Raw genomic sequence first — 22988 nt, 5'->3', positions numbered from 1 at the left:
CTAGCGAGCATGGGACAGGCTCTCGACCGTCACCGCGAGTTCGGCGCCGGTCATCGGTTCCCGGGCGACCACCAGGATCGTGTCGTCGCCGGCGACGGTGCCGACCACGTACGGCAACGCCGCGCGGTCGATGGCGCTGGCCAGATAGTGCGCCGCACCCGGGGGGGTACGCAAGACGGCGAGATTGCCGCTGGCGTCGGTGGACACCAACAGGTCGACCAGCAGACGCGAGACGCGCTCGGTACCCCCGGTGACGCCACGCACCGGGCTGCCGTCCTCGGGAACCACGTACACGCCGACGCCGCCGTCGGCGCCCCGCAGCTTGACGGCGCCGAGCTCTTCGAGGTCACGGGACAACGTCGCCTGGGTGACGTCGATGCCCTCGTCGGCCAGCAGTCCCGCCAGTTCGGTCTGACTGTGCACCGACTGTGTGGACAGCAGGGCGAGGATCCTGGCCTGCCGTCCGGCGCGGGTCGCCGCGCTGGTCATGGCGATCCCTGGGCGAGCAACCACACCAGCAGCGCCTTCTGGGCGTGCAGGCGATTCTCCGCCTCGTCCCACACCGCGCTTTGTGGTCCGTCGATGACCTCGTCGGTGATCTCGTGACCGCGATGCGCCGGGAGGCAGTGCAGCACAATCGCTTCCGAATCCGCGTGAGCCATCAGTGCGGCGTTGAGCTGAAAGGGCCGGAATGGGCGCACCCGGTCGAGGCCGTCGTTCTCCTGCCCCATCGACGTCCATGTGTCGGTCACCAGAACATCGGTGCCGGCCGCCGCCGCGATCGGGTCATGGGTGAGCGTCACGGTGGCGCCGGTCTGCATCGCGCGGGTCTCGGCCGCGGCGACGAACATCGGGTGAGGCTCGAAGCCGCGCGGGGAGGCGATCGTGACATCGACACCGGCGGTGACGCCGCCCAGCATCAGCGAGTGGGCCATGTTGTTGGCGCCGTCGCCGAAGTAGCTGAGCCGCAACCCTTTCAGAGCACCCTTGCGCTCGGCGAGGGTCTGCAGATCCGCCAGCACCTGACAGGGGTGGAACTCGTCGGACAGGGCGTTGACAATCGGCACGGTAGCGCCCGAGGCCATGGCCGCGAGTCGTTCCTGGGCGAAGGTGCGCCATACGATGGCATCGACGTAGCGCGACAACACCTGGCCGGTGTCCTCGAGGGTCTCCTCCCGACCGAGTTGGGTGCTGCGGCCGTCCACCACCACCGCGTGCCCGCCGAGTTGAGCGATACCCATCTCGAATGAGAACCGGGTGCGGGTGGAGTTCTTCTCGAAGATCACCGCGACACCACGCGGGCCCTCCAACGGCCGACGACTGAACGGCGCCAGCTTCAGTTCCGCCGCCAGGGCCAGGACCTCGCCCTGTTCTTCGGGGCTCAGGTCGTCATCACGCATGAAGTGTCGTGTCATGACTCCCCCGCCCGGTCCAGGATCGCGGGAAGCGCGGTCAGGAAGCCGTTCACCTCGGCCTCGGTGATCACCAGAGGTGGTGCCAACCGGACGACGTCGGGTGCAGCCGCATTGACCAGGAATCCTGCGTCGCGCGCGGCGACCTCGACGGGCTTGGCCATCTCGGCGGTCAGCACGATGCCGAGCAACAGTCCGCGGCCACGGACGTGGTCGACCAGCGGATGGCCCAGCGCTTCGGTCCGGTGGCTGAGCGTCTTGCCCAGCACCTCGGCGCGTTCGATCAGGTGCTCGTCAGCGAGCACGCCCAGAACGGCCAGTGCGGCGGCGGTGCAGACCGGGTTGCCCCCGAAGGTGCTGCCGTGCAGTCCGGGGGTGAGCAGGTCGGCCGTCGCCCCGACGGCCAGGCACGCACCGATCGGCAGCCCGCCGCCGAGCCCCTTGGCGAGCGTGACGACGTCGGGGGTGATCCCGTCATGCTGATGGGCGAAGAACGCACCTGTACGCCCGACCCCGGTCTGCACTTCGTCGAGGACCAGCAGCGCGCCGTGCGACGCGGTGATCTCACGTGCGGCCGCCAGGTAACCGGCAGGCGGGACGACCACGCCACCCTCGCCCATGATCGGCTCGAGGAAGACTGCGGCGGTGTCGGAATCGACAGCGCCCGCAAGCGCTTCGATGTCCCCGTACGGCACGTGACTCACATCGCCGGGCAGCGGAGCGAAGGGCGCCTGCTTGGACGGCTGGCCGGTGAGCGCGAGCGACCCCATCGTGCGGCCGTGGAAAGCGCCCTGCGCGGCGACAAGTTTGGTACGCCCGGTCAGCCGCGTGATCTTGAAGGCGACCTCATTGGCTTCGGTGCCCGAGTTGCAGAAGAACACCCTGGCCGGAGCACCGAGAAGCCCGACCAGGGCTTCGGCCAGTGCCACTCCCGGTTCGGTGGCGTACAGATTGGAGGTGTGCCCCAGCGTGTTCATCTGGCGTACCACCGCATCGATGACCGCGGGATGACGGTGCCCGAGCACGTTGACCGCGATGCCGCCCAGAAGGTCCACGTAGGACCTGCCGTCGACGTCGGTGACCGTAGCGCCGTCACCGCTGCTCAGTGCCAGCGGCGGGGTGCCGTAGTTGTTCATCATCACCGCCGACCATCGGTCGAGCAGCGGCGCGTTCTCGGTCTTCTGGGTCATACGCCAACCACCTTCGTGCCTGCGCCCTCGTCGGTGAACAGTTCGACCAGCACGCAGTGTTCCACGCGGCCATCGATGACGTGTGCGCTCGGCACGCCGCCGTTGACGGCGCGCAGGCAGGCTTCGATCTTGGGCACCATGCCCTCCTCCAGGGTGGGAAGCAGCTGCGTCAGTGCAGCGACGTCGATCTGGCTGACCAACGAGCCGCGATCGGGCCAGTTGGTGAAGAGGCCCTCGACGTCGGTGAGCATGAGCAGCTTCTCGGCGCCGAGCGCCTCCGCCAGAGCCGCCGCGGCGGTGTCGGCGTTGATGTTGTAGACCAGACCGTCGGTGTCGGGCGCGATCGTCGACACCACCGGGATCCGGCCCGCTTCGATGAGGTCGAGCACGGCGTCGGTGTTGACTCTCGCGACATCGCCCACCAGTCCGATGTCGGTGGCGACGCCGTCCACAAGCACGGTGCGGCGTACCGCGGTGAACAGTTGCGCGTCCTCGCCGGTGATGCCGACCGCGTAGGGGCCGTGGGCGTTGACGAGGTTCACAAGTTCCCTGCCGACCTGCCCGAAGAGCACCATCCGTGCGACATCGAGCACCTCGGGTGTGGTGACCCGGAAGCCACCCTTGAAGTCACCGGCGATGCCCAGCTTCCTGAGCATGGCGCTGATCTGCGGGCCGCCGCCGTGGACCACGACCGGGTGGATGCCACAGTTCCGCAGGAAGACCATGTCGGCGGCAAAAGCCTTCTTCAGCGCGTCGTCGGTCATCGCGTTGCCGCCGTACTTGACCACGACGATCTTGTCGTGGAGAGCTTTGAGCCACGGCAGCGCCTGGGCGAGCACCTGCGCCTTGTCCGATGTCGTGGTCATGAGCTGTAGGCCGAGTTCTCTTCGACGTAGGCGTGCGACAGATCAGTGGTGCGGATCTCGGCCGAAGCCGTCCCGACCCCCAGATCGACGGTGACCGAGACGTCCTCCGCCGACAGGTCGACGTCCCGCGCGCCCGGCGCCCCGACGCTGTCGATGCACACCGGGAAACCGTTGAAGGACACCGTGATCCGGTCGGCATCGAGGACGACCGGCGCCATGCCGACGGCGGCCAGCACCCGGCCCCAGTTGGGGTCGGAGCCGAACAGCGCGGTTTTGACCAGACTGTCCCGGGCCACCACCCGCGCAGCGGTGAGCGCATCATCCTCGGTCGCGGCGCCGGTCACGGTGACGATGATCCGTTTGGTGACCCCCTCGGCGTCGGCCTGCAGTTGGGCGCACAGGTCGTCGCAGACCTTCAGTACGGCGTCGTCGAGTTCGTCCTGGGTGGGCGTGATCTCGCTGGCCCCAGAGGACAGCAACAGAACCGTGTCGTTGGTCGAACAGCTCCCGTCGATGTCGAGCCGATCGAAGGTGCGCGCGGCGGCACGCCGTAGCGCCTGGTCCAACGCAGCCGCGTCGGCGACGGCGTCGGTGGTGATGACGCACAGCATGGTGGCCAGCGAGGGGGCCAGCATCCCTGCTCCTTTGGCCATCCCGCCGACCGTCCACCGGTCCTGATGATGCAGCGCAGCCTGTTTGGGCACGGTGTCGGTGGTCATGATGGCCCGTGCGGCCTCCTCGCCCCCGGTCAGGCCACCGGCCATCTCATGCACGATCTCCTGCACGCCGGCGTGCACCTTGGCCATCGGCAGCCGGTCTCCGATCAGCCCCGTGGAACACACCGCAACCTCGATCGCACCGGTCTCGGTGCCCCAGTCCGACAGCGCGGCGGCGACCGCCTCGGCGGTGGCGTGGGTGTCCTGGAAGCCTGCCGGCCCGGTGCAGGCGTTGGCGCCGCCGGAGTTCAGGATCACCGCGCGCAGTCGTCCCGTCGTCAGGACCTGCTGCGACCACAGCACCGGGGCGGCTTTGACCTTGTTGCGGGTGAACACGCCCGCAGCGGAGTAATCAGGGCCTTCGTTGAACACCAGGGCCAGATCCAGTGCGCCGGACGCTTTGATGCCCGCTGCGATGCCGGTGGCCCGGAATCCCGCCGGGGCGGTCACACCCTGGGTGCGGAGCATCCGGGTCACGGGGCCACCCCGACCGTCGAGAGACCCTCGGTCTCAGGCCAACCCAGCGCGAGGTTCATCGACTGCACCGCCGCTCCTCCGGTGCCCTTGACGAGATTGTCGATCGCCGCGATCGCGATGAACGTCTGGGCGTCCTCGTCGACCGCGATGGCGAGCTGGGCAGCATTACTCCCGATCACCGACCCTGTTTTCGGTAACTGGCCTTCAGGCAGCAGGTACACGAAAGGCTCTTCGGCATAGGCTTTTTCGTAAGCAGACCGCAGCTCGGACACCGACGCAGCGGTGCGCGCGGTGCAGGTGGCCAGGATGCCGCGTGAGGTGGGGATCAGCACCGGGGTGAACGACACCGTGACGTCGCTCGCGGTGACGGCACGAAGACCCTGCGCGATCTCAGGGGTGTGGCGGTGGGTGCCCCCGATGTTGTAAGCCCGTGCCGAACCGATGACCTCGGAGCCGAGCAGATCCACCTTGGCGGCGCGGCCGGCCCCGGAGGTGCCGCTGACGGCGACGACGGTGACCGCGGGCTCGATGAGACCTTCGGCCAGCGCAGGCCACAGTGCGAGCAGTGCGGCTGTCGGATAGCAGCCGGGGACGGCGATCCGCTTGGTGCCTTGCAGTCTGTCGCGGCCGCCGGGGAGTTCGGGGAGTCCGTACGGCCAGCTGCCGGCATGCTCGGAGCCGTAGAAACGCACCCAGTCGGCGGAATCGGTGAGCCGGAAGTCCGCACCGCAGTCGACGATGAGCGTGTCCGGTCCGAGCTGATCGGCCAGCGCCGCCGAATGCCCGTGCGGCAGCCCCAGGAATACGACGTCGTGCCCGGCGAGTGTCTCGACCTCGGTAGGCTCCAGCGTCCGATCCGCGAGCGGGAGCAGATGCGGGTGGTGCTCGGCCAGGGTCGTGCCCGCGCTGGCCGCTGCGGTCAACGCGCCGATGGTGAGCCTGCCCGCTGCATAGGCGGGGTGGCCGAGGAGTAGCCGCAGGATCTCTCCCCCGGCGTAACCGCTGGCACCGGCAACCGCGACGGATGTCATGCAGCGATGATGCATGGTTATGCAGAAAGTTGCAAACTCATTACCGGCGTATCGTCGAGGAGATGGCGGACAGCGCTCTGGCCTGGGATTTGCTCGGAATCCCGGTCGTCATCATCGGTGGAACGCTACTGCATTTCTGTTTCGAGTGGAGCGGCCGGCGTCGGGTGCTGGCGGTGCTCTGCCCGATCAACGAGAGCGTCTGGGAACACCTGAAGATGGCCTACTGGCCGCTGCTGGTGATGACCGCGGTCCAGATGGCGGCCTCAGAGCACCCGCCGGCCCTCGCCGCCGCACGCGCGGTCGGCTTCTACACGATGTGCGCTCTTATTCTCGGTCTCTACGTGTTGACGGCCGCTCTGCTGCCTCACGCCGACATGCGCACACGGTTGTTGGTGGACGGATCGATATTCATCGTCGCCGTGGTGGTGGGGCTGTGCGTGTCCTATGCCGGGTCGGCCTTCAGCGGCAGCCCGGTCGTCGTGTGGACCGGGTGGGTCGCGCTGCTGGCGCCTATGGTGGTCTTCGCCTGGACCACCTACGCGCCGCCGCATGTCGCTCTGTTCAGGGACCAGATCACCGGTGGGTACGGGCTCGATCAGCGTCGCTGAACCGCACCCACGCGCTCGGCGGCGGCAGCCACCGCGGCATCGCGTGCGGCGCTGGCCTCCTCCTCGGTGAGGGTGCGATCGCCTGCGCGGAACCTCAGTGCCAACGCCAGCGACTTGCGCCCCTCGCCGACCTGCGGGCCGGTGTACACGTCGAACAGTCGGACGTCCTCGAGAAGCTCACCGGCACCGGCACGCACCGCCTCGACCACACTCTGCGCCGCCACCTCGTCGGCGACCACGAGTGCGACGTCCTGGAAGACAGCCGGGAAGGGCGAGACTGCAGGTACCGGCAGCGTCTCGGTGATCGGAATGGCATCAAGGTCCAACTCGAGCGCGCACGCACCCTTGGGAAGCCCGCACCGCTCGACCACCGCGGGGTGAAGCTGGCCGGCGTACCCCACGACCACCTCGCCGACCAGAACTTCGGCGCAGCGGCCCGGGTGCCACGGCAGCCGCTTGGCCGAGCGAAGGGTCAACTCGACACCGCACGCCCTACCGATGATGCGCGCCGCCTCGAAGGCGTCGGTGGGATGCACCGGCCGGCCCGGGCCCCATGGTCCCGCGGGTTCACGAAGTCCGGCCAGCACTGCTCCGACATGCTGCGGCTGGCGGGGCAGCGACGCATCGAGCACCGCGATCTCGTCGTCGGTGGGCCTGCGGTCATTCGGAATGCGCTCCACGGCGCGGGTTTCCGACGTGGGCTCGACGACCTGGGCGACACCGAACAGCGCGACGTCGACCGCACCCCGGGACACGTTGCGCACCAACGCCTCCAGCAGACCCGGCAGTAGCGTGGTGGCGAGTTCGGGTCGATCGGCCTCCAGCGGGTTGAGCACCCGGGTGGTCCGCCTGCGATCGTCGTCGTCGGGCAGGCCCCACTGGTCAAAAATGTCACCGGCGAGGAACGGGGTGGGCAGGACCTCCACATAACCGTTGAGCGCCAACGATTTTCCGACTGCCCTGCGCCGCTTCTGGGACGGCGAGAGCCCCCGTCCGGCCGGGGCGGGCGGAAGCACCGACGGAATGGCTTCGAGACCTTCCAGTCGCATCACTTCCTCGACCAGATCCGCGGGTTGACGGATGTCGGGACGCCAACTCGGCGGGGTGGCGGTGACACGGTCGCCCTCGACGACGACGTCGGCACCGATCTGGGTGAGGCGTTTCTGGGCGGCACCCGGCGGATAGGCGACACCCGCGGTGCGATCGGGCAGGTCGATGGGCATGCTCACCGGCGGATGCGACCAATCGTCGACAGGCGGATCGCCCCGCCAATCGGTGAGCGTGGGATCGACGGTGCCACCGGCGATCTCGGCCAGTAGCACAGCGCAGCGATCGAGTGCGGCGACGGATACCGCGGGATCGACGGTGCGTTCGTATCGACGGCCGGCCTCGCTGTGCAGACGCAGGCGCCGCTGGGTTCGGGACACCGAGGCGGGATCCCACACCGCGGCTTCCAGGAGCACGTCGGTGGTGCTGGCACGGACCTCGGTGGTGCCGGCACCCATCACGCCACCGATCGCGGCGGTGGCCACGTCGTCGACGATCAGCACATCGGCGGGATCCAGACGACGCTCGACGTCGTCGAGAGTGACAACGGTCTCCCCCGGGTCGGCGAAGCGCACCCGGAAGCCGCCGGTGATCAGGCTGCGGTCGTGGGCGTGCATCGGGTGGCCCAACTCGAGCATCACGTAGTTGGTGACATCCACCGCCGGCGAGATGGCGCGGATGCCGCTGAGCAGCAGTCGTCGCTGAAGCCACCACGGTGACACAGCCTGCGGGTCGATCCCGGTGACCGGCCGCAATCCGAAACGCAACACACCCGTGCCGGGGTCGATCACCACCGGCAGCGCCTCGCCCTGGACGGGCAGCGCCGGGACATCGGCCGGATCGACGTAGTCGAGATCGAAGGCGTTGGCGATCTCGCGCGCCAACCCGCGCACCGACAGGCAGTAGCCCCGGTCGGGGGTGATCGCGAGATGGAACACCACGTCGTCGAGACCCAGCACCTCGGCCGCGGGTGCGCCCGGGTCGGCGGTCCCCGGCGGCAGCACCAGGATCCCGGAGTGATCAGCGCCCAGGTTGAGTTCCGATGTCGAGCAGATCATCCCGTCGGAGGTACGGCCATAGGTCTTGCGCGCGGCGATGGCGAAGTCCCCGGGCAGGGTACTGCCCGGCAGCGCCACGACGACAAGATCGTCGACGGCGAAGTTTGTTGCGCCGCAGACGATGTCACGCAAATCGTCTTCGCCGACGTCGACCTTTACGGCCCTGATCGGCTTCTTGAACTCGGTGAGCTCTTCGATCTGCGCCACCCTGCCGACCACCAGCGGGCCGGTGACCGGACCGACCGGGATGATCTCCTCGACCTCGTGACCGATGCGGATCAGCGCGTGCTCGAGCTCCGCGGGTGACACGTCCCAGCCCGGGGTGCCGGCCTGGACGACGTCGCGCAGCCAGCTGTACGGAAGTCGCATCAGGCGCCCACCCCGAACGGCAGCGAGAAACGCACGTCGCCCTCGACCATGTCGCGCATGTCGGGGATACGGTTGCGGAACTGCAGGGTGCGCTCCAGTCCCATGCCGAACGCGAAGCCCGAATAGACCTCAGGATCGATTCCACAGGCACGCAGAACGTTCGGGTTGACCATGCCGCAACCGCCCCATTCCACCCAGCCCGGCCCGCCCTTCTTGTTCGGGAACCAGATGTCGACCTCGGCCGATGGTTCGGTGAAGGGGAAGAAGTGCGGCCGGAACCGGGTGCGGCCCTCAGGCCCGAACTCGGCCCGCGCGAACGCGTCGAGGGTGCCGCGCAGATTGGCCATCGTGAGGTTCTTGTCGACGGCGAGTCCCTCGACCTGATGGAAGACCGGGGTGTGGGTCGCGTCGAGTTCGTCCGTGCGGAACGTGCGGCCGATCGAGATGATGTAGACCGGTAGGTCCCGCTCGAGGAGCGCGCGGATCTGTACGGGCGAGGTGTGCGTACGCAGCACCTGCCGAGACCCGTCAGGCGCGATGTGGAATGTGTCCTGTTCGCTGCGCGCCGGGTGATCCGGCGGGAAGTTCAGGGCGTCGAAGTTGAACTGCTCGGTTTCGACCTCCGGGCCTTCGGCCAGCTCCCAGCCCATCGCAACGAAGGTGTCGGCGACGTGCTCGGCCAGGATCGTGATGGGGTGCCGGGCGCCGATCGGCTGCCGGGTGGAGGGCAACGTGACGTCGATGCGCTCGGCGACCAGGACCGAGGCGTCACGCTCGGCGCGCAGCACCGCCAGTCGTGCGTCGTAGCCGCTCTGGACCTCGGTCCGCGCGACGTTGACCCGTTTGCCTGCATCGGCGCGTTCGGCCTTGGGTAGCGACCCGAGGCTCTGCCGGGCCAGCGCGACCGGCGAGCGGTCGCCTAGGTGCTCGGTCTTGGCACGGGCGAGGTCGTCGAGGCTCGCTGCCTGGTCGAAGGCATGCCTGGCTGCGCTGACCGCGTCGGCCAGCGCATTCTCTGAAAGGTCCACTGGCTGCTCAGCCACCCGGCGATCATAGGCGATGCGCTGGGCGCACTTCGCATGCGTTTGTCGCGCGGCGCGATACCCTCACGCGGTGCTGATCCGGCCCCTCATCGTCGGCGGAGTATGGGTACTGGGCTTTGCGGCCACCACGCTGTCGGTGTTCCACCGCAGCTGGTGGGTGCTGCCCGCGGTGCTTCTGATCGCCCTGGCGGCGCTGGGAACGTGGGACCTGCTGCAGACCCGGCACACCGTCTACCGGCTCTACCCGATCGTCGGACGCGCCCGCCCGCTGATGGAATCGATTCGGCCGCAGATCCGCCAGTACTTCATCGAGGCCAACACCGAAGCGTCACCGTTCGACCGCGAGACGCGCGACATGGTCTACGAACGCGCCGCGGGGACCAAAGGCGACGAGCCCTTCGGCACCGAGCGCGACGTCAACGCCGTGGGGTACGAGTTCCTGCGCCATTCGCTGCGGGCACGGTTCGCCGACGACCTGGATCCGCGGGTCCGACTTGGCGGCCCCGACTGCAGTCGCCCCTACGACATCGCGCTGCTGAACGTGTCCGCGATGAGTTTCGGGGCGCTGTCGGCCAACGCCATCGAGGCGCTCAACGCCGGAGCGGCGCGCGGCGGGTTCGCCCACGACACCGGGGAGGGCGGGATCAGCCCGTATCACCTGCGCGGTGGCGGGGATCTGATCTGGGAGATCGGTTCGGGCTACTTCGGATGCCGTGACGCCGAGGGGCGGTTCGACCCCGCGGCCTTCGCGGAGAAGGCGACGCTGCCTTCGGTCAAAGCCGTGTCCGTGAAGCTGTCCCAAGGAGCCAAGCCGGGCCTGGGCGGGGTGCTTCCCGGCTCCAAGGTCAGCGCCGAGATCGCCGCCACCCGCGGGGTGCCGGTGGGACACACGGTGGTCTCACCGCCGGCGCACAGCGCCTTCCGGAATCCGATCGAACTGGCAGAGTTCATAGCGACACTGCGCGCCCTCTCCGGCGGCAAGCCGGTGGGTTTCAAGCTCTGCGTCGGTGCACGCTCGGAGTTTCTGTCGATCTGCAAGGGCATTCTCGCCACGGGGATCGCGCCGGACTTCGTGATCGTCGACGGATCTGAAGGCGGAACCGGCTCGGCACCACAGGAATTCGAGGATCACGTCGGCATGCCCCTGACCGAGGGGCTGATGCTGGTGCACAACAGCCTGGTGGGCACGGGATTGCGGGACCGGATCAAGATCGGAGCGTCGGGCAAGGTCGCCAGTGGCGTCGACATCGTCAGCAGGATCTGCCAGGGCGCGGATTTCACGTTGGCCGCCAGGGCGATGATGTTCGCGGTGGGCTGCATCCAAGCGCTCGAGTGCAACACCAATCACTGCCCGACCGGAGTGGCGACCCAGGATCCCGCCCGCACCCGCGCTCTCGATGTGCCCGACAAGACCGCGCGGGTGTTCAACTTCCAGCGCGCGACAGTGGCCAGTGCCGCTCAGATCGTGGCATCGATGGGCCTGGCCGGATTCCATGAGTTGTCCCCCGCGATGCTCAACCGTCGCGTCGAAAGCCAGCGCTCCCGCACCTACGCCGAGATCTACAACTGGCTGATGCCGGGTGAACTGCTCGAGGATCCGCCGGAATCGTGGCGGTCCGATTGGATCGAGGCCTCCGCCGACGAGTTCCGCTGACGGGCCCCGTCCCGAGCTCGCCGAGATTGTGTTGCACGCGGTCCTTTGGCGGTTTTTCGCGCGTGGAATGCAGTTTCGGCGGTGGATGGCGCAAGGATCCTGCCACCGGGCCGATCAATTACTGCCACCGGAATTAAACCCGTGACCTGCCGGTTTAGGCCATCAGAACACCAAGAAAACGTCAGAACCGCGAGATTCGCTCCACGGCTCCGACCTACACAGGGAAGGGCAACAATCATGAAGAACCTCACCGCCGCCACCGCCATCACCGCCGCTGTCGCAGGATTCGCCACCGCCTTCATCGGGCTGGCGAGCCCCGCCGCCGCCGGACCGTGGCCCCCGAAGGCGGCCCCCGCCGGAGGCAGCGCCGCCGACACCATCAGCTCGCTGGAAGCCGACGGCAACCGCGTCATCGTGAACCGCCAGGGCTCGGCCGGACTGGACGACGCCGGCGTGACCTCGGTGCGGCAGGGTCCGGCCATCAACGAATACGTCTGGGACGCCCAGGGCGACGACCGGGTCCTCGAGACCACCGGCCACGTCTACTTCGTCGACGTCAAGTAACACCTCACCGACCACGCGGGGCGCCCTCACGAGGGGCGCCCCGCGTCGCGCGAACCCCCGATCGTCGTCGTTGCGAGAACACCTCGTGGACAAGCAATCCCACCAGCGCCGACACAGCGCCACAAACCATGGTGACGACGTCGTCGGCCAGAACCAGGAATCCGAACACGGCGGCGACGGTCAACAGAACCGCCATCGGTGGACTCCACCGGGAGGGCACCCCGAACCGCGTCGATACCGCCATCCCCAGCACCATCGCCACCGCATGTCCGACATCGGTGAAATCGCGACCCGGCGAGGCGACGACGACGGCCGCAACGGCCAGCCACCACCCCGTCCATACGACACGCCATCGCGACGGCATCGCCGAGACGAGCGAACCCACAACGGCCATCGCGCCGTAACTCATCCCGACGTCAGGTGCGTGGGCAACCGATGCGGACATCCAGCCGAGTCGCACCGCGCCAACCAGACCTGCCGCCACCGCCAGCGTCGCACCGATGTGCCCCACCGCGAAGGCCACCACCAACCGGCCACTGCCCCAGAGCAATTCGGCTAGCGCCAGCAGACAGACCAAGCCGGGCAGCCACAGGTAGATCGGGCCGGAGTCGACGACGAGCGCACTGCCCACCAGTGTTCCGAACCGTCCGTGGCTCAGATTGTGGAGGTTGGTGCTGGCGTGACGAATCAGCGCATCGTGGCTGTCGGGGTCCATGGTCGACATCACGGCGGCGACCGATGTGACGGTCACGGCGTAGCAGGCGGTCACCTTCACCCGTGCCAGACACGCGAGCAATCCAGACAGCACCGTGTCCACTATCCGCCGTCGACTAGCTAGTCTTCGTGCTCGTCTCCTGGCAACTGCCTGCGAATTCTCAACCTGTACATGGCGAAGTCGGGGGGCACCCCCTCCTGCTTGGGGGCGAAGACCTGCTTGCGCAGTTTTTTCGCCGTCACCCCGAGGGTGTCGAGAACCTCCGGCGGGATCCGCTCCAGCGTGTCCTGCGACACGATGAGCTCCCCCCGGGTGGCCCGTTCCATCACCCGCGCGGCCAGGTTCACGTCGATTCCCAGCCAGTCCGAGCCGAGGCGCTGCGGACGGCCCGTGTGGATGCCGACTCGCATCCGAGGTGTATAACCCTCTACTTCAACGGATTTCAGGTCTTCGCGTGCAGTGATCACTGCACGTACCGCGGTTTCGGGATCTGTGAAGACCGCCATGATCCCGTCGCCCATGCGCTTGACGATGTGACCGCCGGATTCGAGTAGCGGCGGCTCGACGACCTGGGAGACCCGACGAAGTAGTTTCAGCGTGGCGCCGTCACCGGCGCCGAGTGAGAAGGCCGAGAAGCCAACCAGGTCGGTGAACACCAACGTCACCTCGGCATTGGCGGGGCGACCGGACACCCGCTCCGTCAGCGCCTGCCATACCTGCAGCGCCCCGAGGCTGACCTCCCGGGACACCGCTTCGCGCTCCAGGATGCGGTCGGCGGCACGTGCGGCAGCCCGGGGTCCTCCGACCCCGTCGACGGACAACGGATCGCCGAACTCAGGGTCACCAGGCAGAGCGCGGCGCGCCCGCCTGAGAAAGGAGATGAGGTTGGGACTGTGGTTGGCCTGTTTGAGCCAACCCACCGGCCCTGACGAACGTCCGCCTATCCGTCCACCCGGCGGGTCGTCGTCCACGTCGCCCAGCCTAATCGAGCCCGAACGCGGCAATAAACCGGCAGGTCACAACCGTGTGGCTCCGCGGCAGCGGCTCCGTAACACTGCGCCCGACGCCGTCGGATTCCGTAGACAACGAATGTTGTCAGCAGTATCGTGAAGCGGTGCGATCAGTGGCGATGGCAACGTCGGCCAACGGGACTCCCCTTGGCCCTGATTCGTTGACGTGGAAGTACTTCGGCGACGTGCGCACCGGGATGCTGGGAGTCTGGATCGGCGCGATCCAGAACATGTACCCGGAACTCGGTGCCGGCGTCGAGGACCATTCGATCCTGTTGCGCGAGCCACTGCAGCGGGTAGCGCGTTCGGTGTATCCGATCATGGGAGTGGTCTACGACGGCGACCGGGCAGAGCAGACCGGCGCCAAGATCCGCAGCTACCACGAAACCATCAAGGGCGTGGATGCCGACGGCAGGCGTTACCACGCACTGAATCCCGAGACGTTCTACTGGGCTCATGCCACGTTCTTCATGCTGATCATCAAGACCGCGGAGTACTTCTGCGGCGGGCTGACCGAGGCGGAGAAACATCAACTCTTCGACGAGCATGTGCAGTGGTATCGGATGTACGGGATGAGCATGCGGCCGGTGCCCGAGTCCTGGGAAGAGTTCCAGCAGTACTGGGACCGCAAGTGCAGCGACGAACTCGAGATCAACCAGGCGACCAGGGACATCTTCTCCATACGTATCCCGAAGCCCTGGTTCGTGTTGATGCCCACCCCGGTGTGGGACCAGATGTTCAAACCGATGGTCGGCGCTCAACGATGGATCGCCGCAGGACTTTTCGACCCTGTGCTCCGCGAGCGCGCGGGGATGCGGTGGACGGCCGGAGACGAGGTTCTGTTGCGTCTTTTCGGCAAGGCGGTCGAGCTTGCTTTTGTCGCCGTGCCGGACGAGGTCAGATTGCATCCGCGGGCGGTGGCCGCGTACCGCCGCGCGAAGGGCAGCCTTCCCGCGGACGCCCCACTGGTGGAGGCGCCGGCATTCACCGCACCCCCTCGTGACCGCCGGGACGAACCCGTGCATTACGTGCCGCCGCACAAGTCGCTTCTCGATCGGGTGGGTTCGCTGGTGCACACGACTTTCTCGCTGGCGGGTATCCGACCCGCACGCAATAGCGGTAAGGCAGCCTGAACACATGCTCGATTGGTCTGACGTCGATATCGCCGTGCGTGACGCCGTTCGGGAGTTCGTCGACAAGGAGGTACGGCCTCATGTCGACGCACTCGAAAGCGGCGAGATGGAGCCCTACCCCATCATCCGCAATCTCTTTACGACCTTCGGCATCGCCGATATGGCGCGCGACTCGCTCGACAAGCGACTGACCCGGCTGCGCGAGGGCGGCGATTCCGCTCGGGACAAGCCGTCTTCCGGAGGGATGTTCGGCGGCGACGGCGGATCGGCCGGCATGGGATTTGTGGTGATCAGCGAGCTGTGCCGGGTTTCGATGGGCGTGGTCACCGGGATGGGGGTCAGCCTCGGGCTGACCGTGCCGACCATCATGGGCCGTGGCACCCTCGCCCAGCAGGAACGCTGGCTCCCCGATCTGGTGACCTACGACAAGGTGGGGGCTTGGGCGATCACCGAGCCCGATTCAGGTTCGGACGCGTTCGGCGGGATGAAGTCCTATGTGGTGCGCGACGGTGATGACTACATTCTCAACGGCCAGAAGACGTTCATCACCAACGGTCCGGATGCCGACGTCGTCGTGGTCTACGCCAAGCTCGAGGAAAGGGACTCCGGTGTTGACAAGCGCGACCGCAAAGTCCTCACCTTCGTGCTGGACCGCGGGATGGACGGCTTCGTCCAGTCGAAGCCTTTCCGCAAGATGGGTATTCACTCGTCACGCACTGGAGAGTTGTTCTTCAACGACGTCCGGCTCGGCCGGGATCGCCTGCTGGGTGAGACCGAGGGCGACGGAGCCAGCGACACCGGCCGAGACAGCGCCCGCTCCAACTTCTCGGCCGAACGCATCGGTGTGGCCGCGATGGCGCTCGGCGTCATCGAGGAATGCCTCCGACTCTGTGTCGACTACGCCAAGGCCCGGACGCTGTGGGGCAAGGAGATCGGCCAGTTCCAGCTGATCCAGCTCAAGCTCGCCTCCATGGAGGTCGCACGAATGAACGTGCGCAACATGCTGTTCCGGGTGATCGAGGCGGCCCAGACCGGTACCACCATCTCCCTCGCGGAGGCCTCGGCGATCAAGTGGTACTGCTCCCAGGCCGCGACCGACGTCGCGATGGAGGCTGTCCAGGTGTTCGGCGGCAACGGATACATGACCGAATACCGGGTGGAACAGCTCGCCCGCGACGCCAAATCACTGATGATCTACGCCGGCAGTAACGAAGTCCAGATCACGCACGTAGCCAGGGGTCTGCTGAGCGACTAGCCTCGAGTTCGCCGACTACCGCAGGAGCGTCAGGTGGACTTCAGCAACAGCACTGCATTGATCACCGGGGCGAGCGGCGGGATCGGTGAGGAGTTCGCCGTCCAGCTCGCGCAGCGCGGCGCCAATCTTGTGCTGGTCGCGCGGCGGGCCGACAAACTCGAAGGCTTGCGCGCGGTCCTCGTCGCCAAGCACCCCGGGATCGTGATCGATGTGGTCACCGCAGATCTCGCGGCGCCCGGTGCTGGCGCCGAAGTCGAAAGCAAGGTACGTGAGCTCGGACGGACCATCGATGTGTTGGTCAACAACGCCGGCGTCGGATTGCACTCGAAGTTCATCGATCAGGATCCTGAGGCCAACGCTGCACAGATCCAGTTGAATTGCGGGACACTGGTTGACCTCACGGCACGCTTCCTGCCGTCGATGACACACCGGCGGTTCGGTGCCGTGATCAACGTCGCGTCGACCGCGGCTTTCCAGCCGACACCGGGCATGGCCGTCTACGGCGCCACCAAGGCGTTTGTGCTGTCCTACACCGAAGCCGTCTGGCAGGAGTGCCGTGGCACCAAGGTGAAGGTGCTCGCCCTGTGTCCCGGGGCGACGGAGACCGAGTTCTTCGCCCGCACCGGAGACGAGTTCCTCACCGACGGCCGCCAGACACCCAAGCAGGTCGTCGACACCGCATTGGCCGCGCTCGACAAATGCTCCCCGACCGTGGTGTCCGGATTGCGTAACACTCTCCTGGCCGCGGGATACCGGTTCACGCCGAGGAAACTGATGCTCACGGTGTCAGAACGGATCCTCAAGTCCACCTAGACAGTCGCCGACGGCCCTGCGTCGCGCCGGCGGCGCGCGGTTTCGTACAGGCAGATGGCCGCGGCCGCAGCGACATTGAGGCTTTCGGCGGCGCCCGCCATCGGAATTCGCACCTTGGCCGTCGCCAGGGCCACGATTTCGGCGGGCAGTCCGTGGGCCTCGGGACCGAACAGCCACGCGGTCGGGTCCGTCAACTCGGCTTCGTCGAGGTTGACGTTGCCATCGAGCGTGGTCGCCAGCACCTGCAGGCCCGCTTGCCGAATACAGCTCGCCGCACCCTCCGCGTCGGGTTCGCTGACGACTGGAATCGAGAAGATGCTTCCCGCCGAGGCGCGAAGGCATTTGCCGTTGTACGGGTCGACGCTGTGCCCGGCGAACACCACCGCATCGGCACCCATCGCGTCGGCGAGGCGGATCAGGGTGCCGGCGTTTCCTGGCTCAGAAACACCCACAGGTACCGCCAGCAGCGACGGCGCACCGGCCAGAACACCGTCGAGACTCACCTCGGGCATCGAGCACACCGCAATGAGGCCCACGGGAGTCACCGTGTCCGACAACACCTTTGCGGCACGCTCGGTGACCAGTTGCACCGGGGTATGGGCCAACAGTCCGGCGAACCGCTGCGCTGCGCTCTCGGTGGCGAACAGCTCAGAAACGACTCCGCGCCGCAACGCGGCCTCGACGAGGTTGGGCCCCTCGGCGAGAAAGCGTGCGGCGCGACGACGTCCGATGTGACGGTGCAGCTTGACTGCGGCCGCCACCCGGGCAGATCGCTCGGTGAGCGGCGACATTTCCCGGGTCGCTTCGCTCCTGTCCTCCGTCAGGCAGCCTCGCCCGACGGTGCATTCACATCAGCCGGCAACGCGGCCTTGGCGACATCCGCCAGTGCGGTGAAGGCAGCCGGGTCGCTGACGGCGAGCTCGGCGAGGTTCTTGCGGTCGACCTCGACGCCTGCGGCCTTGAGGCCCTGGATCAACCGGTTGTAGGTGATGCCGTTGGCGCGAGCGGCCGCATTGATGCGGGTGATCCACAGCTTGCGGAAATCGCCCTTGCGCGCCTTGCGGTCGCGGTAGGCGTAGGTCAGCGAATGCAGCTGCTGCTCTTTGGCCTTGCGGTAGAGCCGCGACCGCTGGCCGCGGTAGCCCTTGGAGGCCTTGAGGATTGTGCGCCGCTTCTTCTGCGCGTTGACTGCGCGCTTCACGCGTGCCATGGGGTCTTCCTATCTCATTCGGGTCAGGTTCGGGCTTGGGGCCGAAAGGTCAGCCGTTCAGCAGTTTTGCGATGCGCTTCTTGTCGTTGGCGGCCACTTCGGTGCGACCGTCGAGCCGCCGGGTGCGCTTGCTCGCCTTGTGCTCGAGCAGGTGCCTACGGCCGGCCTTCTGGCGCACGATCTTGCCTGTTCCAGTACGGCGGAAACGCTTGGAAGCGCCGCTGTGGGTTTTCGCCTTAGGCATGGTTCCTCAGTTCTGCTGGGTGGTGTCTGGGTTGTCGGTGGGCTTCGCCTCGTCGGGCCGCTGAGCGGCCGGCGCGTCGGCATCGTGCGCCGCCTTGGCGCGAGTCTTCGCGCCGCGGTGCGGTGCCAGCACCATCGTCATGTTGCGGCCGTCCTGCTTTGCGGACGTCTCGACGAAGCCGTAGTCGGCGACGTCGGCGCCCAGGCGCTGCAGGAGTCGGTAACCGAGTTCGGGTCGCGACTGCTCGCGTCCGCGGAACATGATCGTCACCTTGACCTTCGACCCGGCTTCGAGGAAGCGGATCACGTGACCGCGCTTGGTCGCGTAGTCGTGCGGGTCGATCTTCGGTCGCAGCTTCTGTTCCTTGACGACGGTCTGCTGCTGGTTCTTGCGAGACTCGCGCGCCTTCTGGGCCGTCTCGTACTTGAACTTGCCGTAGTCCATGATCTTGCAGACTGGCGGCTTGGCGTCCGGTGCTACTTCGACGAGATCGAGATCGGCATCCGCGGCGACGCGGAGTGCATCTTCGATGCGCACGATGCCTACCTGTTCACCGCCCGGTCCGATCAGGCGAACTTCAGGTACGCGGATGCGCTCGTTGACGCGGGTCTCAGTGCTGATGGGGCCTCCTATGTTGTCGTCAGGAGTCCCCCACGCCGTCGGCCTCTGCTCGGAAACGAACAGAAAAGCCCTGCTCATAGCAGGGCCCAAAGCCGACCAGGACAGACATCAGAGATGTCTGTGACCGGACCGCTGTACCTTCGAATGAATCGGTGGCCAACGGTGGGAGTGGGACTCCACTTGCTGTCCTGGCGTTCGCCGGGACGGTCGCGCATGCCAGTCTAGCAGCCATGACCGATGATCCAACACGCGCTGCAGAGCCGTCCCCGCAGGCACGCGAGCTCGCCGACGTCCCCGCGGTGGAGGTGATCTCCCGAGCCGCGGTGATGCTGATGAGCGCGGCCGCCGAAAAGCTCGGGTTGTCCGACCCGGACCCCGACGAGAGTCCGTACCGTGATCTCGACGAGGCCCGACGCCTGATCACCGCGCTGGCCGGGCTGGTGACCGCCTCGGCCGAATACCTCGGACCGCACGCCGGACCGGTGCGAGACGGACTCAAATCGCTGCAGTTGGCGTTCCGCGAGTCCAGCGCCGCACCCGAGGAGCCAGGTCACGGTCCAGGAGAGAAGTACACCGGCCCGGTCTGGTGACACCACATTCCGAGGATGAGCGAATATCCTCGCGGTCTATGACCCTGACGACGGCCGCGAAGGTGCGTCCGACATCCAGTTTCCGGTGGGTACCCGCAACGGCGGGGTGGGTCGTGGGCGTCATCGCGACCCTGTCGCTGCTGGCCAGCATCTCGCCGCTGGTCCGGTCGACGATCCGGATTCCGCGCGAGTTCGTCAACGACTACATCTTCAACTTCCCCGATACCAGCTTCGCCTGGGCCTTCGTGTTGGCCCTGCTGGCCGCCGCGCTGGCGGCACGCAAGCGCATCGCCTGGCTGATCCTGGTGCTCTACATGGTCGCGGCGGCCGGCTGGAACATCGTCGACCTCGTCGAGGGTGGCGAACGGTGGTTCCAGGAGGTCGGTGAGCTCATCGGGCTGGCCTTCCATGTGGCTGCGGTCGTGTTCCTGCTGTCCGCCCGCAAGGAGTTCTGGGCGAGGGTGCGCCGCGGCGCGCTGCTCAAGGCGGCCGGCGTGCTCGTCGCCGCCATGGGCGTGGGGACGCTGATCGGTTGGGCGCTGCTGGAGTTCTTCCCCGGCACCCTGGCCCGTCCCGACCGGTTCTGGTACGCGCTGAACCGGGTCAGCGCGTTCGCCGGCGCCGACGCCGACACGTTCACCGGTCATCCGCACGTGTTCGTCAACGCGCTGCTCGGGCTTTTCGGTGCGCTGGCGCTGATGGCCGCAGCCATCGTGCTGTTCCAGTCACAGCGCGCCGACAACGCGCTCACCGGCGAGGACGAGTCCGCCATCCGCGGCCTGCTCGAGCTCTACGGCAAGAACGACTCGCTGGGGTACTTCGCCACCCGCCGGGACAAGGCCGTGGTGTTCGCGCCGAACGGACGCGCGGCGATCACCTACCGGGTCGAGGTCGGGGTGTGTCTGGCCAGCGGCGATCCGGTCGGTGACGAGAAGTCCTGGCCGCAGGCCATCGAGGCGTGGCTCGGGTTGTGCCAGAGCTACGGGTGGGCACCCGGGGTGATGGGCGCGAGCTCCACGGGTGCGCAGGCGTTCCGCGCGGCCGGGCTCAACGCCTTGCAGCTGGGCGATGAGGCGATCCTGCACCCCGACAGCTTCCGGCTGACCGGACCCGACATGCGGGCGGTACGTCAAGCGGTGACCAGGGCCCGCAGGGCCGGGGGCAGCGTGCGGATCCGCAGACACCGCGACATCGCTGCCGACGAGATGGCCCAGGTGATCACGCGCGCGGATGCCTGGCGCGACACCGATGACGAACGCGGCTTCTCGATGGCTCTGGGCCGCCTCGGCGACCCCGCTGACGGCGACTGCCTGCTGGTCGAGGCCGTCCAGAACGATCAGGTGGTCGCGATGCTGTCGCTGGTGCCGTGGGGCACCAACGGTGCTTCGCTGGACCTGATGCGCCGATCGCCCCAATCCCCCAACGGCACAATCGAATTGATGGTCAGCGAACTGTGCATGCAGTCCGAGGACATCGGCGTCACCCGGGTCTCGCTGAACTTCGCGATGTTCCGCTCGGCGTTCGAACAGGGTGCCCAGCTCGGCGCCGGACCGGTGGCCCGACTGTGGCGCTGGCTGCTGGTGTTCTTCTCGCGCTGGTGGCAGCTGGAGACGCTGTACCGGTCGAACATGAAGTACCAGCCCGACTGGGTGCCGCGCTTCGCCTGCTACGAGGACGCCCGACTGGTCCCGCGCGTCGGCGTGGCCTCGGTGATCGCCGAAGGCTTTCTGGTGCTTCCGTTTTCGCGCCGCCACGAACAACCGCACACCGGCCACCACATCGCCGCGCCGGGGACGCTGGTGGCGACGGGACTACTGCACAGCGACGGAACCACCCCTGACGTCAGCGGCCTTGCCGTCGACCTGCCCGACGACGATCAGCCCCGCCTGCCCGAGCAGGTCCGGGTGCGGATGGCCAAGCTCAGGGCGCTTCAGGACGACGGCGTCGACGCCTACCCGGTGGGCAGCCCACCCAGTCACACCGTCACCCAGGCGCTGACCGCCGCCGACGGCGCAGAGGTCACGGTGGCGGGGCGGGTGCTGCGGCTTCGTGACTACGGAGGTGTGCTGTTCGCCCAGTTGCGGGATTGGTCGGGCGAGGCTCAGCTGCTACTCGAGAACTCCGCTCTCAGCGACGGGGGCGCCGCTGACTTCACCCGGGCGATCGACCTCGGAGACCTGATCGAGGTGACGGGCACGGTGGGGCGGAGCCGGTCCGGTGCCTGGTCGATACTGGTCACCAACTGGCGGCTGATCGGAAAATGTCTGCGGCCGTTGCCCGACAAGTGGAAGGGCCTGACCGATCAGGAGGCGCGCGTGCGCGCCCGCTACGTCGACCTGGCGATCAACACCGAGGCCCGCGATCTGATCAGGGCGCGCAGCGGGGTCCTGCACGCGATCCGCGAAACCCTTGTCGGCAAGGGGTTTCTGGAGGTCGAGACGCCGATCCTGCAGCAGATCCACGGCGGCGCGAACGCCCGCCCCTTCCTCACCCACATCAACGCCTACGACCTGGACCTGTATCTGCGGATCGCCCCCGAGTTGTATCTGAAGCGGTTGTGCGTCGGGGGTGTCGAGCGCGTTTTCGAACTCGGCCGGGCGTTCCGCAACGAGGGCGTCGATTTCAGCCACAACCCCGAGTTCACTCTGCTGGAGGCATATCAGGCGCACGCCGACTACCACGTGTGGATCGACGGATGCCGTGAGCTGATCCAGAACGCCGCCCAGGCCGCCAACGGAGCGCACGTGTTCCTGCGTCCCCGTGAGGACGGGACGCTTGAACCGGTCGACATTTCCGGTCGGTGGACCGTCAAGACCGTCCACGATGCGGTGTCCGAGGCGCTCGGCGAGCACATCGACGTCGGGACCGAGTTGCCGGCACTGCGCCGACTGTGCGACAAGGCCGGCATCCCCTACCTGACCCACTGGGATACCGGAGCGGTGGTGCTCGAGATGTACGAGCACCTCGTCGAGGACCGCACCACCGAACCCACGTTCTACAAGGACTTCCCGACGTCGGTATCGCCATTGACCCGGCCGCACCGCAGTACGCCCGGGCTCGCCGAACGCTGGGATCTCGTCGCCTGGGGCGTCGAACTCGGCACCGCCTACAGCGAACTCACCGACCCCGTCGAGCAGCGCAGGCGACTGCAGGAGCAGTCGCTGCTGGCCTCCGGCGGGGATCCCGAGGCGATGGAGCTCGACGAGGACTTCCTGCAGGCCATGGAGTACGCGATGCCCCCCACGGGTGGACTCGGGATGGGCGTGGACCGCGTGGTCATGCTGATCACCGGGCGCAGCATCCGCGAAACCCTGCCCTTCCCGCTGGCCAAACCGCGTTAGCAGGTAAGTCCCAGCCGGCTC

Annotated in this window: 22 protein-coding genes; 8 read left to right on the top strand and 14 right to left on the bottom strand. The window is 67.3% G+C overall.

What is annotated here, in order from left to right:
• Genes ABDC78_RS14090 through argC form a run of 6 tightly spaced genes read right to left on the bottom strand, consistent with a single transcriptional unit; the run spans position 1 to position 5707 of the window.
• Entirely contained in the window at positions 1–489 is a 489-nt protein-coding gene (locus ABDC78_RS14090) for an arginine repressor (RefSeq protein WP_178359301.1), read from the bottom strand.
• Positions 486–1415, bottom strand: coding sequence for an ornithine carbamoyltransferase (gene argF / locus ABDC78_RS14085; RefSeq protein WP_178359300.1), 930 nt, complete (start codon positions 1413–1415; stop codon positions 486–488). Before argF ends, ABDC78_RS14090 begins: the two co-directional genes overlap by 4 nt.
• The gene (locus tag ABDC78_RS14080) at positions 1412–2602 is read right to left on the bottom strand and encodes an acetylornithine transaminase (RefSeq protein WP_178359299.1); all 1191 of its coding nucleotides are present in this window, start codon (positions 2600–2602) and stop codon (positions 1412–1414) included. Before ABDC78_RS14080 ends, argF begins: the two co-directional genes overlap by 4 nt.
• The gene (argB, locus tag ABDC78_RS14075; RefSeq protein ID WP_178359298.1) at positions 2599–3468 is read right to left on the bottom strand and encodes an acetylglutamate kinase; all 870 of its coding nucleotides are present in this window, start codon (positions 3466–3468) and stop codon (positions 2599–2601) included. The genes ABDC78_RS14080 and argB overlap by 4 nt, the downstream gene beginning before the upstream one ends.
• Positions 3465–4652: a bifunctional glutamate N-acetyltransferase/amino-acid acetyltransferase ArgJ gene (gene argJ / locus ABDC78_RS14070; RefSeq protein WP_178359340.1), complete on the bottom strand. Its 1188-nt coding sequence runs from the start codon at positions 4650–4652 to the stop codon at positions 3465–3467. Before argJ ends, argB begins: the two co-directional genes overlap by 4 nt.
• A 5-nt stretch (positions 4653–4657) precedes the next feature.
• On the bottom strand, positions 4658–5707 hold the full coding sequence (gene argC, locus ABDC78_RS14065; protein ID WP_178359297.1) for an N-acetyl-gamma-glutamyl-phosphate reductase: 1050 nt from the start codon (positions 5705–5707) through the stop codon (positions 4658–4660).
• Positions 5708–5754: 47 nt separating this feature from the next.
• On the opposite strand from argC, the gene ABDC78_RS14060 reads away from it, so the two are divergent.
• On the top strand, positions 5755–6300 hold the full coding sequence (locus tag ABDC78_RS14060; RefSeq protein ID WP_178359296.1) for a DUF6512 family protein: 546 nt from the start codon (positions 5755–5757) through the stop codon (positions 6298–6300).
• Here ABDC78_RS14060 and pheT read toward each other — a convergent pair.
• Together pheT and pheS are read right to left on the bottom strand one after the other, a co-directional pair.
• Complete coding sequence (gene pheT, locus ABDC78_RS14055; RefSeq protein ID WP_178359295.1) at positions 6288–8774, bottom strand: phenylalanine--tRNA ligase subunit beta; 2487 nt, start codon at positions 8772–8774, stop codon at positions 6288–6290. The genes ABDC78_RS14060 and pheT overlap by 13 nt on opposite strands.
• Positions 8774–9817 carry a phenylalanine--tRNA ligase subunit alpha gene (gene pheS, locus ABDC78_RS14050; RefSeq protein ID WP_178359294.1) on the bottom strand — a complete coding sequence of 348 codons (1044 nt, stop codon included), beginning with the start codon at positions 9815–9817 and terminating at the stop codon, positions 8774–8776. Before pheS ends, pheT begins: the two co-directional genes overlap by 1 nt.
• A 73-nt stretch (positions 9818–9890) precedes the next feature.
• On the opposite strand from pheS, the gene ABDC78_RS14045 reads away from it, so the two are divergent.
• Positions 9891–11471 (top strand): FMN-binding glutamate synthase family protein, encoded by a 1581-nt coding sequence (locus ABDC78_RS14045; RefSeq protein ID WP_178359339.1) that lies wholly within the window; start codon positions 9891–9893, stop codon positions 11469–11471.
• Between the two features lie 237 nt (positions 11472–11708).
• Positions 11709–12035, top strand: coding sequence for a hypothetical protein (locus ABDC78_RS14040; RefSeq protein ID WP_178359293.1), 327 nt, complete (start codon positions 11709–11711; stop codon positions 12033–12035).
• 4 nt (positions 12036–12039) lie between these two features.
• Here ABDC78_RS14040 and ABDC78_RS14035 read toward each other — a convergent pair whose 3' ends face one another.
• Positions 12040–12843, bottom strand: coding sequence for a rhomboid-like protein (locus ABDC78_RS14035; RefSeq protein WP_178359292.1), 804 nt, complete (start codon positions 12841–12843; stop codon positions 12040–12042).
• Positions 12844–12869: 26 nt separating this feature from the next.
• A complete protein-coding gene (locus tag ABDC78_RS14030; protein ID WP_347133460.1) occupies positions 12870–13721 on the bottom strand; it encodes an adenylate/guanylate cyclase domain-containing protein in 852 nt (283 codons plus the stop codon).
• 158 nt (positions 13722–13879) lie between these two features.
• Here ABDC78_RS14030 and ABDC78_RS14025 point away from each other — a divergent pair, with 158 nt between their 5' ends.
• From ABDC78_RS14025 to ABDC78_RS14015, 3 genes are read left to right on the top strand one after another with little or no spacing between them, the layout of a single operon-like run.
• Complete coding sequence (locus tag ABDC78_RS14025; RefSeq protein ID WP_178359338.1) at positions 13880–14893, top strand: oxygenase MpaB family protein; 1014 nt, start codon at positions 13880–13882, stop codon at positions 14891–14893.
• A 4-nt stretch (positions 14894–14897) separates the two neighbouring features.
• The gene (locus ABDC78_RS14020; protein ID WP_178359290.1) at positions 14898–16148 is read left to right on the top strand and encodes an acyl-CoA dehydrogenase family protein; all 1251 of its coding nucleotides are present in this window, start codon (positions 14898–14900) and stop codon (positions 16146–16148) included.
• Between the two features lie 33 nt (positions 16149–16181).
• Complete coding sequence (locus ABDC78_RS14015; protein ID WP_178359289.1) at positions 16182–16961, top strand: SDR family oxidoreductase; 780 nt, start codon at positions 16182–16184, stop codon at positions 16959–16961.
• Here ABDC78_RS14015 and ABDC78_RS14010 read toward each other — a convergent pair.
• The 4 genes from ABDC78_RS14010 to infC are packed head-to-tail and all read right to left on the bottom strand — an operon-like array spanning position 16958 to position 19036.
• Positions 16958–17722, bottom strand: coding sequence for an RNA methyltransferase (locus ABDC78_RS14010; protein WP_178359337.1), 765 nt, complete (start codon positions 17720–17722; stop codon positions 16958–16960). The two genes, ABDC78_RS14015 and ABDC78_RS14010, sit on opposite strands and share 4 nt — an antisense overlap.
• A gap of 59 nt (positions 17723–17781) precedes the next feature.
• Positions 17782–18171, bottom strand: coding sequence for a 50S ribosomal protein L20 (gene rplT / locus ABDC78_RS14005; protein ID WP_178359288.1), 390 nt, complete (start codon positions 18169–18171; stop codon positions 17782–17784).
• Positions 18172–18220: 49 nt separating this feature from the next.
• Positions 18221–18415, bottom strand: coding sequence for a 50S ribosomal protein L35 (rpmI, locus tag ABDC78_RS14000; RefSeq protein ID WP_137145251.1), 195 nt, complete (start codon positions 18413–18415; stop codon positions 18221–18223).
• 6 nt (positions 18416–18421) lie between these two features.
• Positions 18422–19036 carry a translation initiation factor IF-3 gene (gene infC, locus ABDC78_RS13995; protein WP_347133510.1) on the bottom strand — a complete coding sequence of 205 codons (615 nt, stop codon included), beginning with the start codon at positions 19034–19036 and terminating at the stop codon, positions 18422–18424.
• A gap of 230 nt (positions 19037–19266) precedes the next feature.
• Here infC and ABDC78_RS13990 point away from each other — a divergent pair, with 230 nt between their 5' ends.
• Positions 19267–19626 carry a DUF1844 domain-containing protein gene (locus ABDC78_RS13990; protein WP_178359286.1) on the top strand — a complete coding sequence of 120 codons (360 nt, stop codon included), beginning with the start codon at positions 19267–19269 and terminating at the stop codon, positions 19624–19626.
• A 38-nt stretch (positions 19627–19664) separates the two neighbouring features.
• Entirely contained in the window at positions 19665–22967 is a 3303-nt protein-coding gene (lysX, locus tag ABDC78_RS13985; protein WP_178359285.1) for a bifunctional lysylphosphatidylglycerol synthetase/lysine--tRNA ligase LysX, read from the top strand.
• Positions 22968–22988 lie beyond the last annotated feature (21 nt).

Source organism: Mycobacterium sp. DL, from assembly GCF_039729195.1.
Classification (GTDB): domain Bacteria; phylum Actinomycetota; class Actinomycetes; order Mycobacteriales; family Mycobacteriaceae; genus Mycobacterium; species Mycobacterium hippocampi_A.
The sequence above is the reverse complement of the archived record's forward strand: the minus strand, read 5'-3'. Positions and strand labels throughout refer to the sequence as shown.

Excerpts from the sequence above, each read along its gene's own strand:
- ABDC78_RS14020 (WP_178359290.1), top strand. The coding sequence starts at position 14,898 with ATGCTCGATTGGTCTGACGTCGATATCGCCGTGCGTGACGCCGTTCGG.
- ABDC78_RS14025 (WP_178359338.1), top strand. The coding sequence starts at position 13,880 with ATGGCAACGTCGGCCAACGGGACTCCCCTTGGCCCTGATTCGTTGACG.
- argB (WP_178359298.1), bottom strand. The coding sequence starts at position 3,468 with ATGACCACGACATCGGACAAGGCGCAGGTGCTCGCCCAGGCGCTGCCG.
- ABDC78_RS14060 (WP_178359296.1), top strand. The coding sequence starts at position 5,755 with ATGGCGGACAGCGCTCTGGCCTGGGATTTGCTCGGAATCCCGGTCGTC.
- ABDC78_RS14080 (WP_178359299.1), bottom strand. The coding sequence starts at position 2,602 with ATGACCCAGAAGACCGAGAACGCGCCGCTGCTCGACCGATGGTCGGCG.
- argJ (WP_178359340.1), bottom strand. The coding sequence starts at position 4,652 with ATGCTCCGCACCCAGGGTGTGACCGCCCCGGCGGGATTCCGGGCCACC.
- argC (WP_178359297.1), bottom strand. The coding sequence starts at position 5,707 with ATGCATCATCGCTGCATGACATCCGTCGCGGTTGCCGGTGCCAGCGGT.
- ABDC78_RS13990 (WP_178359286.1), top strand. The coding sequence starts at position 19,267 with ATGACCGATGATCCAACACGCGCTGCAGAGCCGTCCCCGCAGGCACGC.
- rplT (WP_178359288.1), bottom strand. The coding sequence starts at position 18,171 with ATGGCACGCGTGAAGCGCGCAGTCAACGCGCAGAAGAAGCGGCGCACA.
- ABDC78_RS14090 (WP_178359301.1), bottom strand. The coding sequence starts at position 489 with ATGACCAGCGCGGCGACCCGCGCCGGACGGCAGGCCAGGATCCTCGCC.
- lysX (WP_178359285.1), top strand. The coding sequence starts at position 19,665 with ATGACCCTGACGACGGCCGCGAAGGTGCGTCCGACATCCAGTTTCCGG.
- pheT (WP_178359295.1), bottom strand. The coding sequence starts at position 8,774 with ATGCGACTTCCGTACAGCTGGCTGCGCGACGTCGTCCAGGCCGGCACC.
- rpmI (WP_137145251.1), bottom strand. The coding sequence starts at position 18,415 with ATGCCTAAGGCGAAAACCCACAGCGGCGCTTCCAAGCGTTTCCGCCGT.
- ABDC78_RS14040 (WP_178359293.1), top strand. The coding sequence starts at position 11,709 with ATGAAGAACCTCACCGCCGCCACCGCCATCACCGCCGCTGTCGCAGGA.
- argF (WP_178359300.1), bottom strand. The coding sequence starts at position 1,415 with ATGACACGACACTTCATGCGTGATGACGACCTGAGCCCCGAAGAACAG.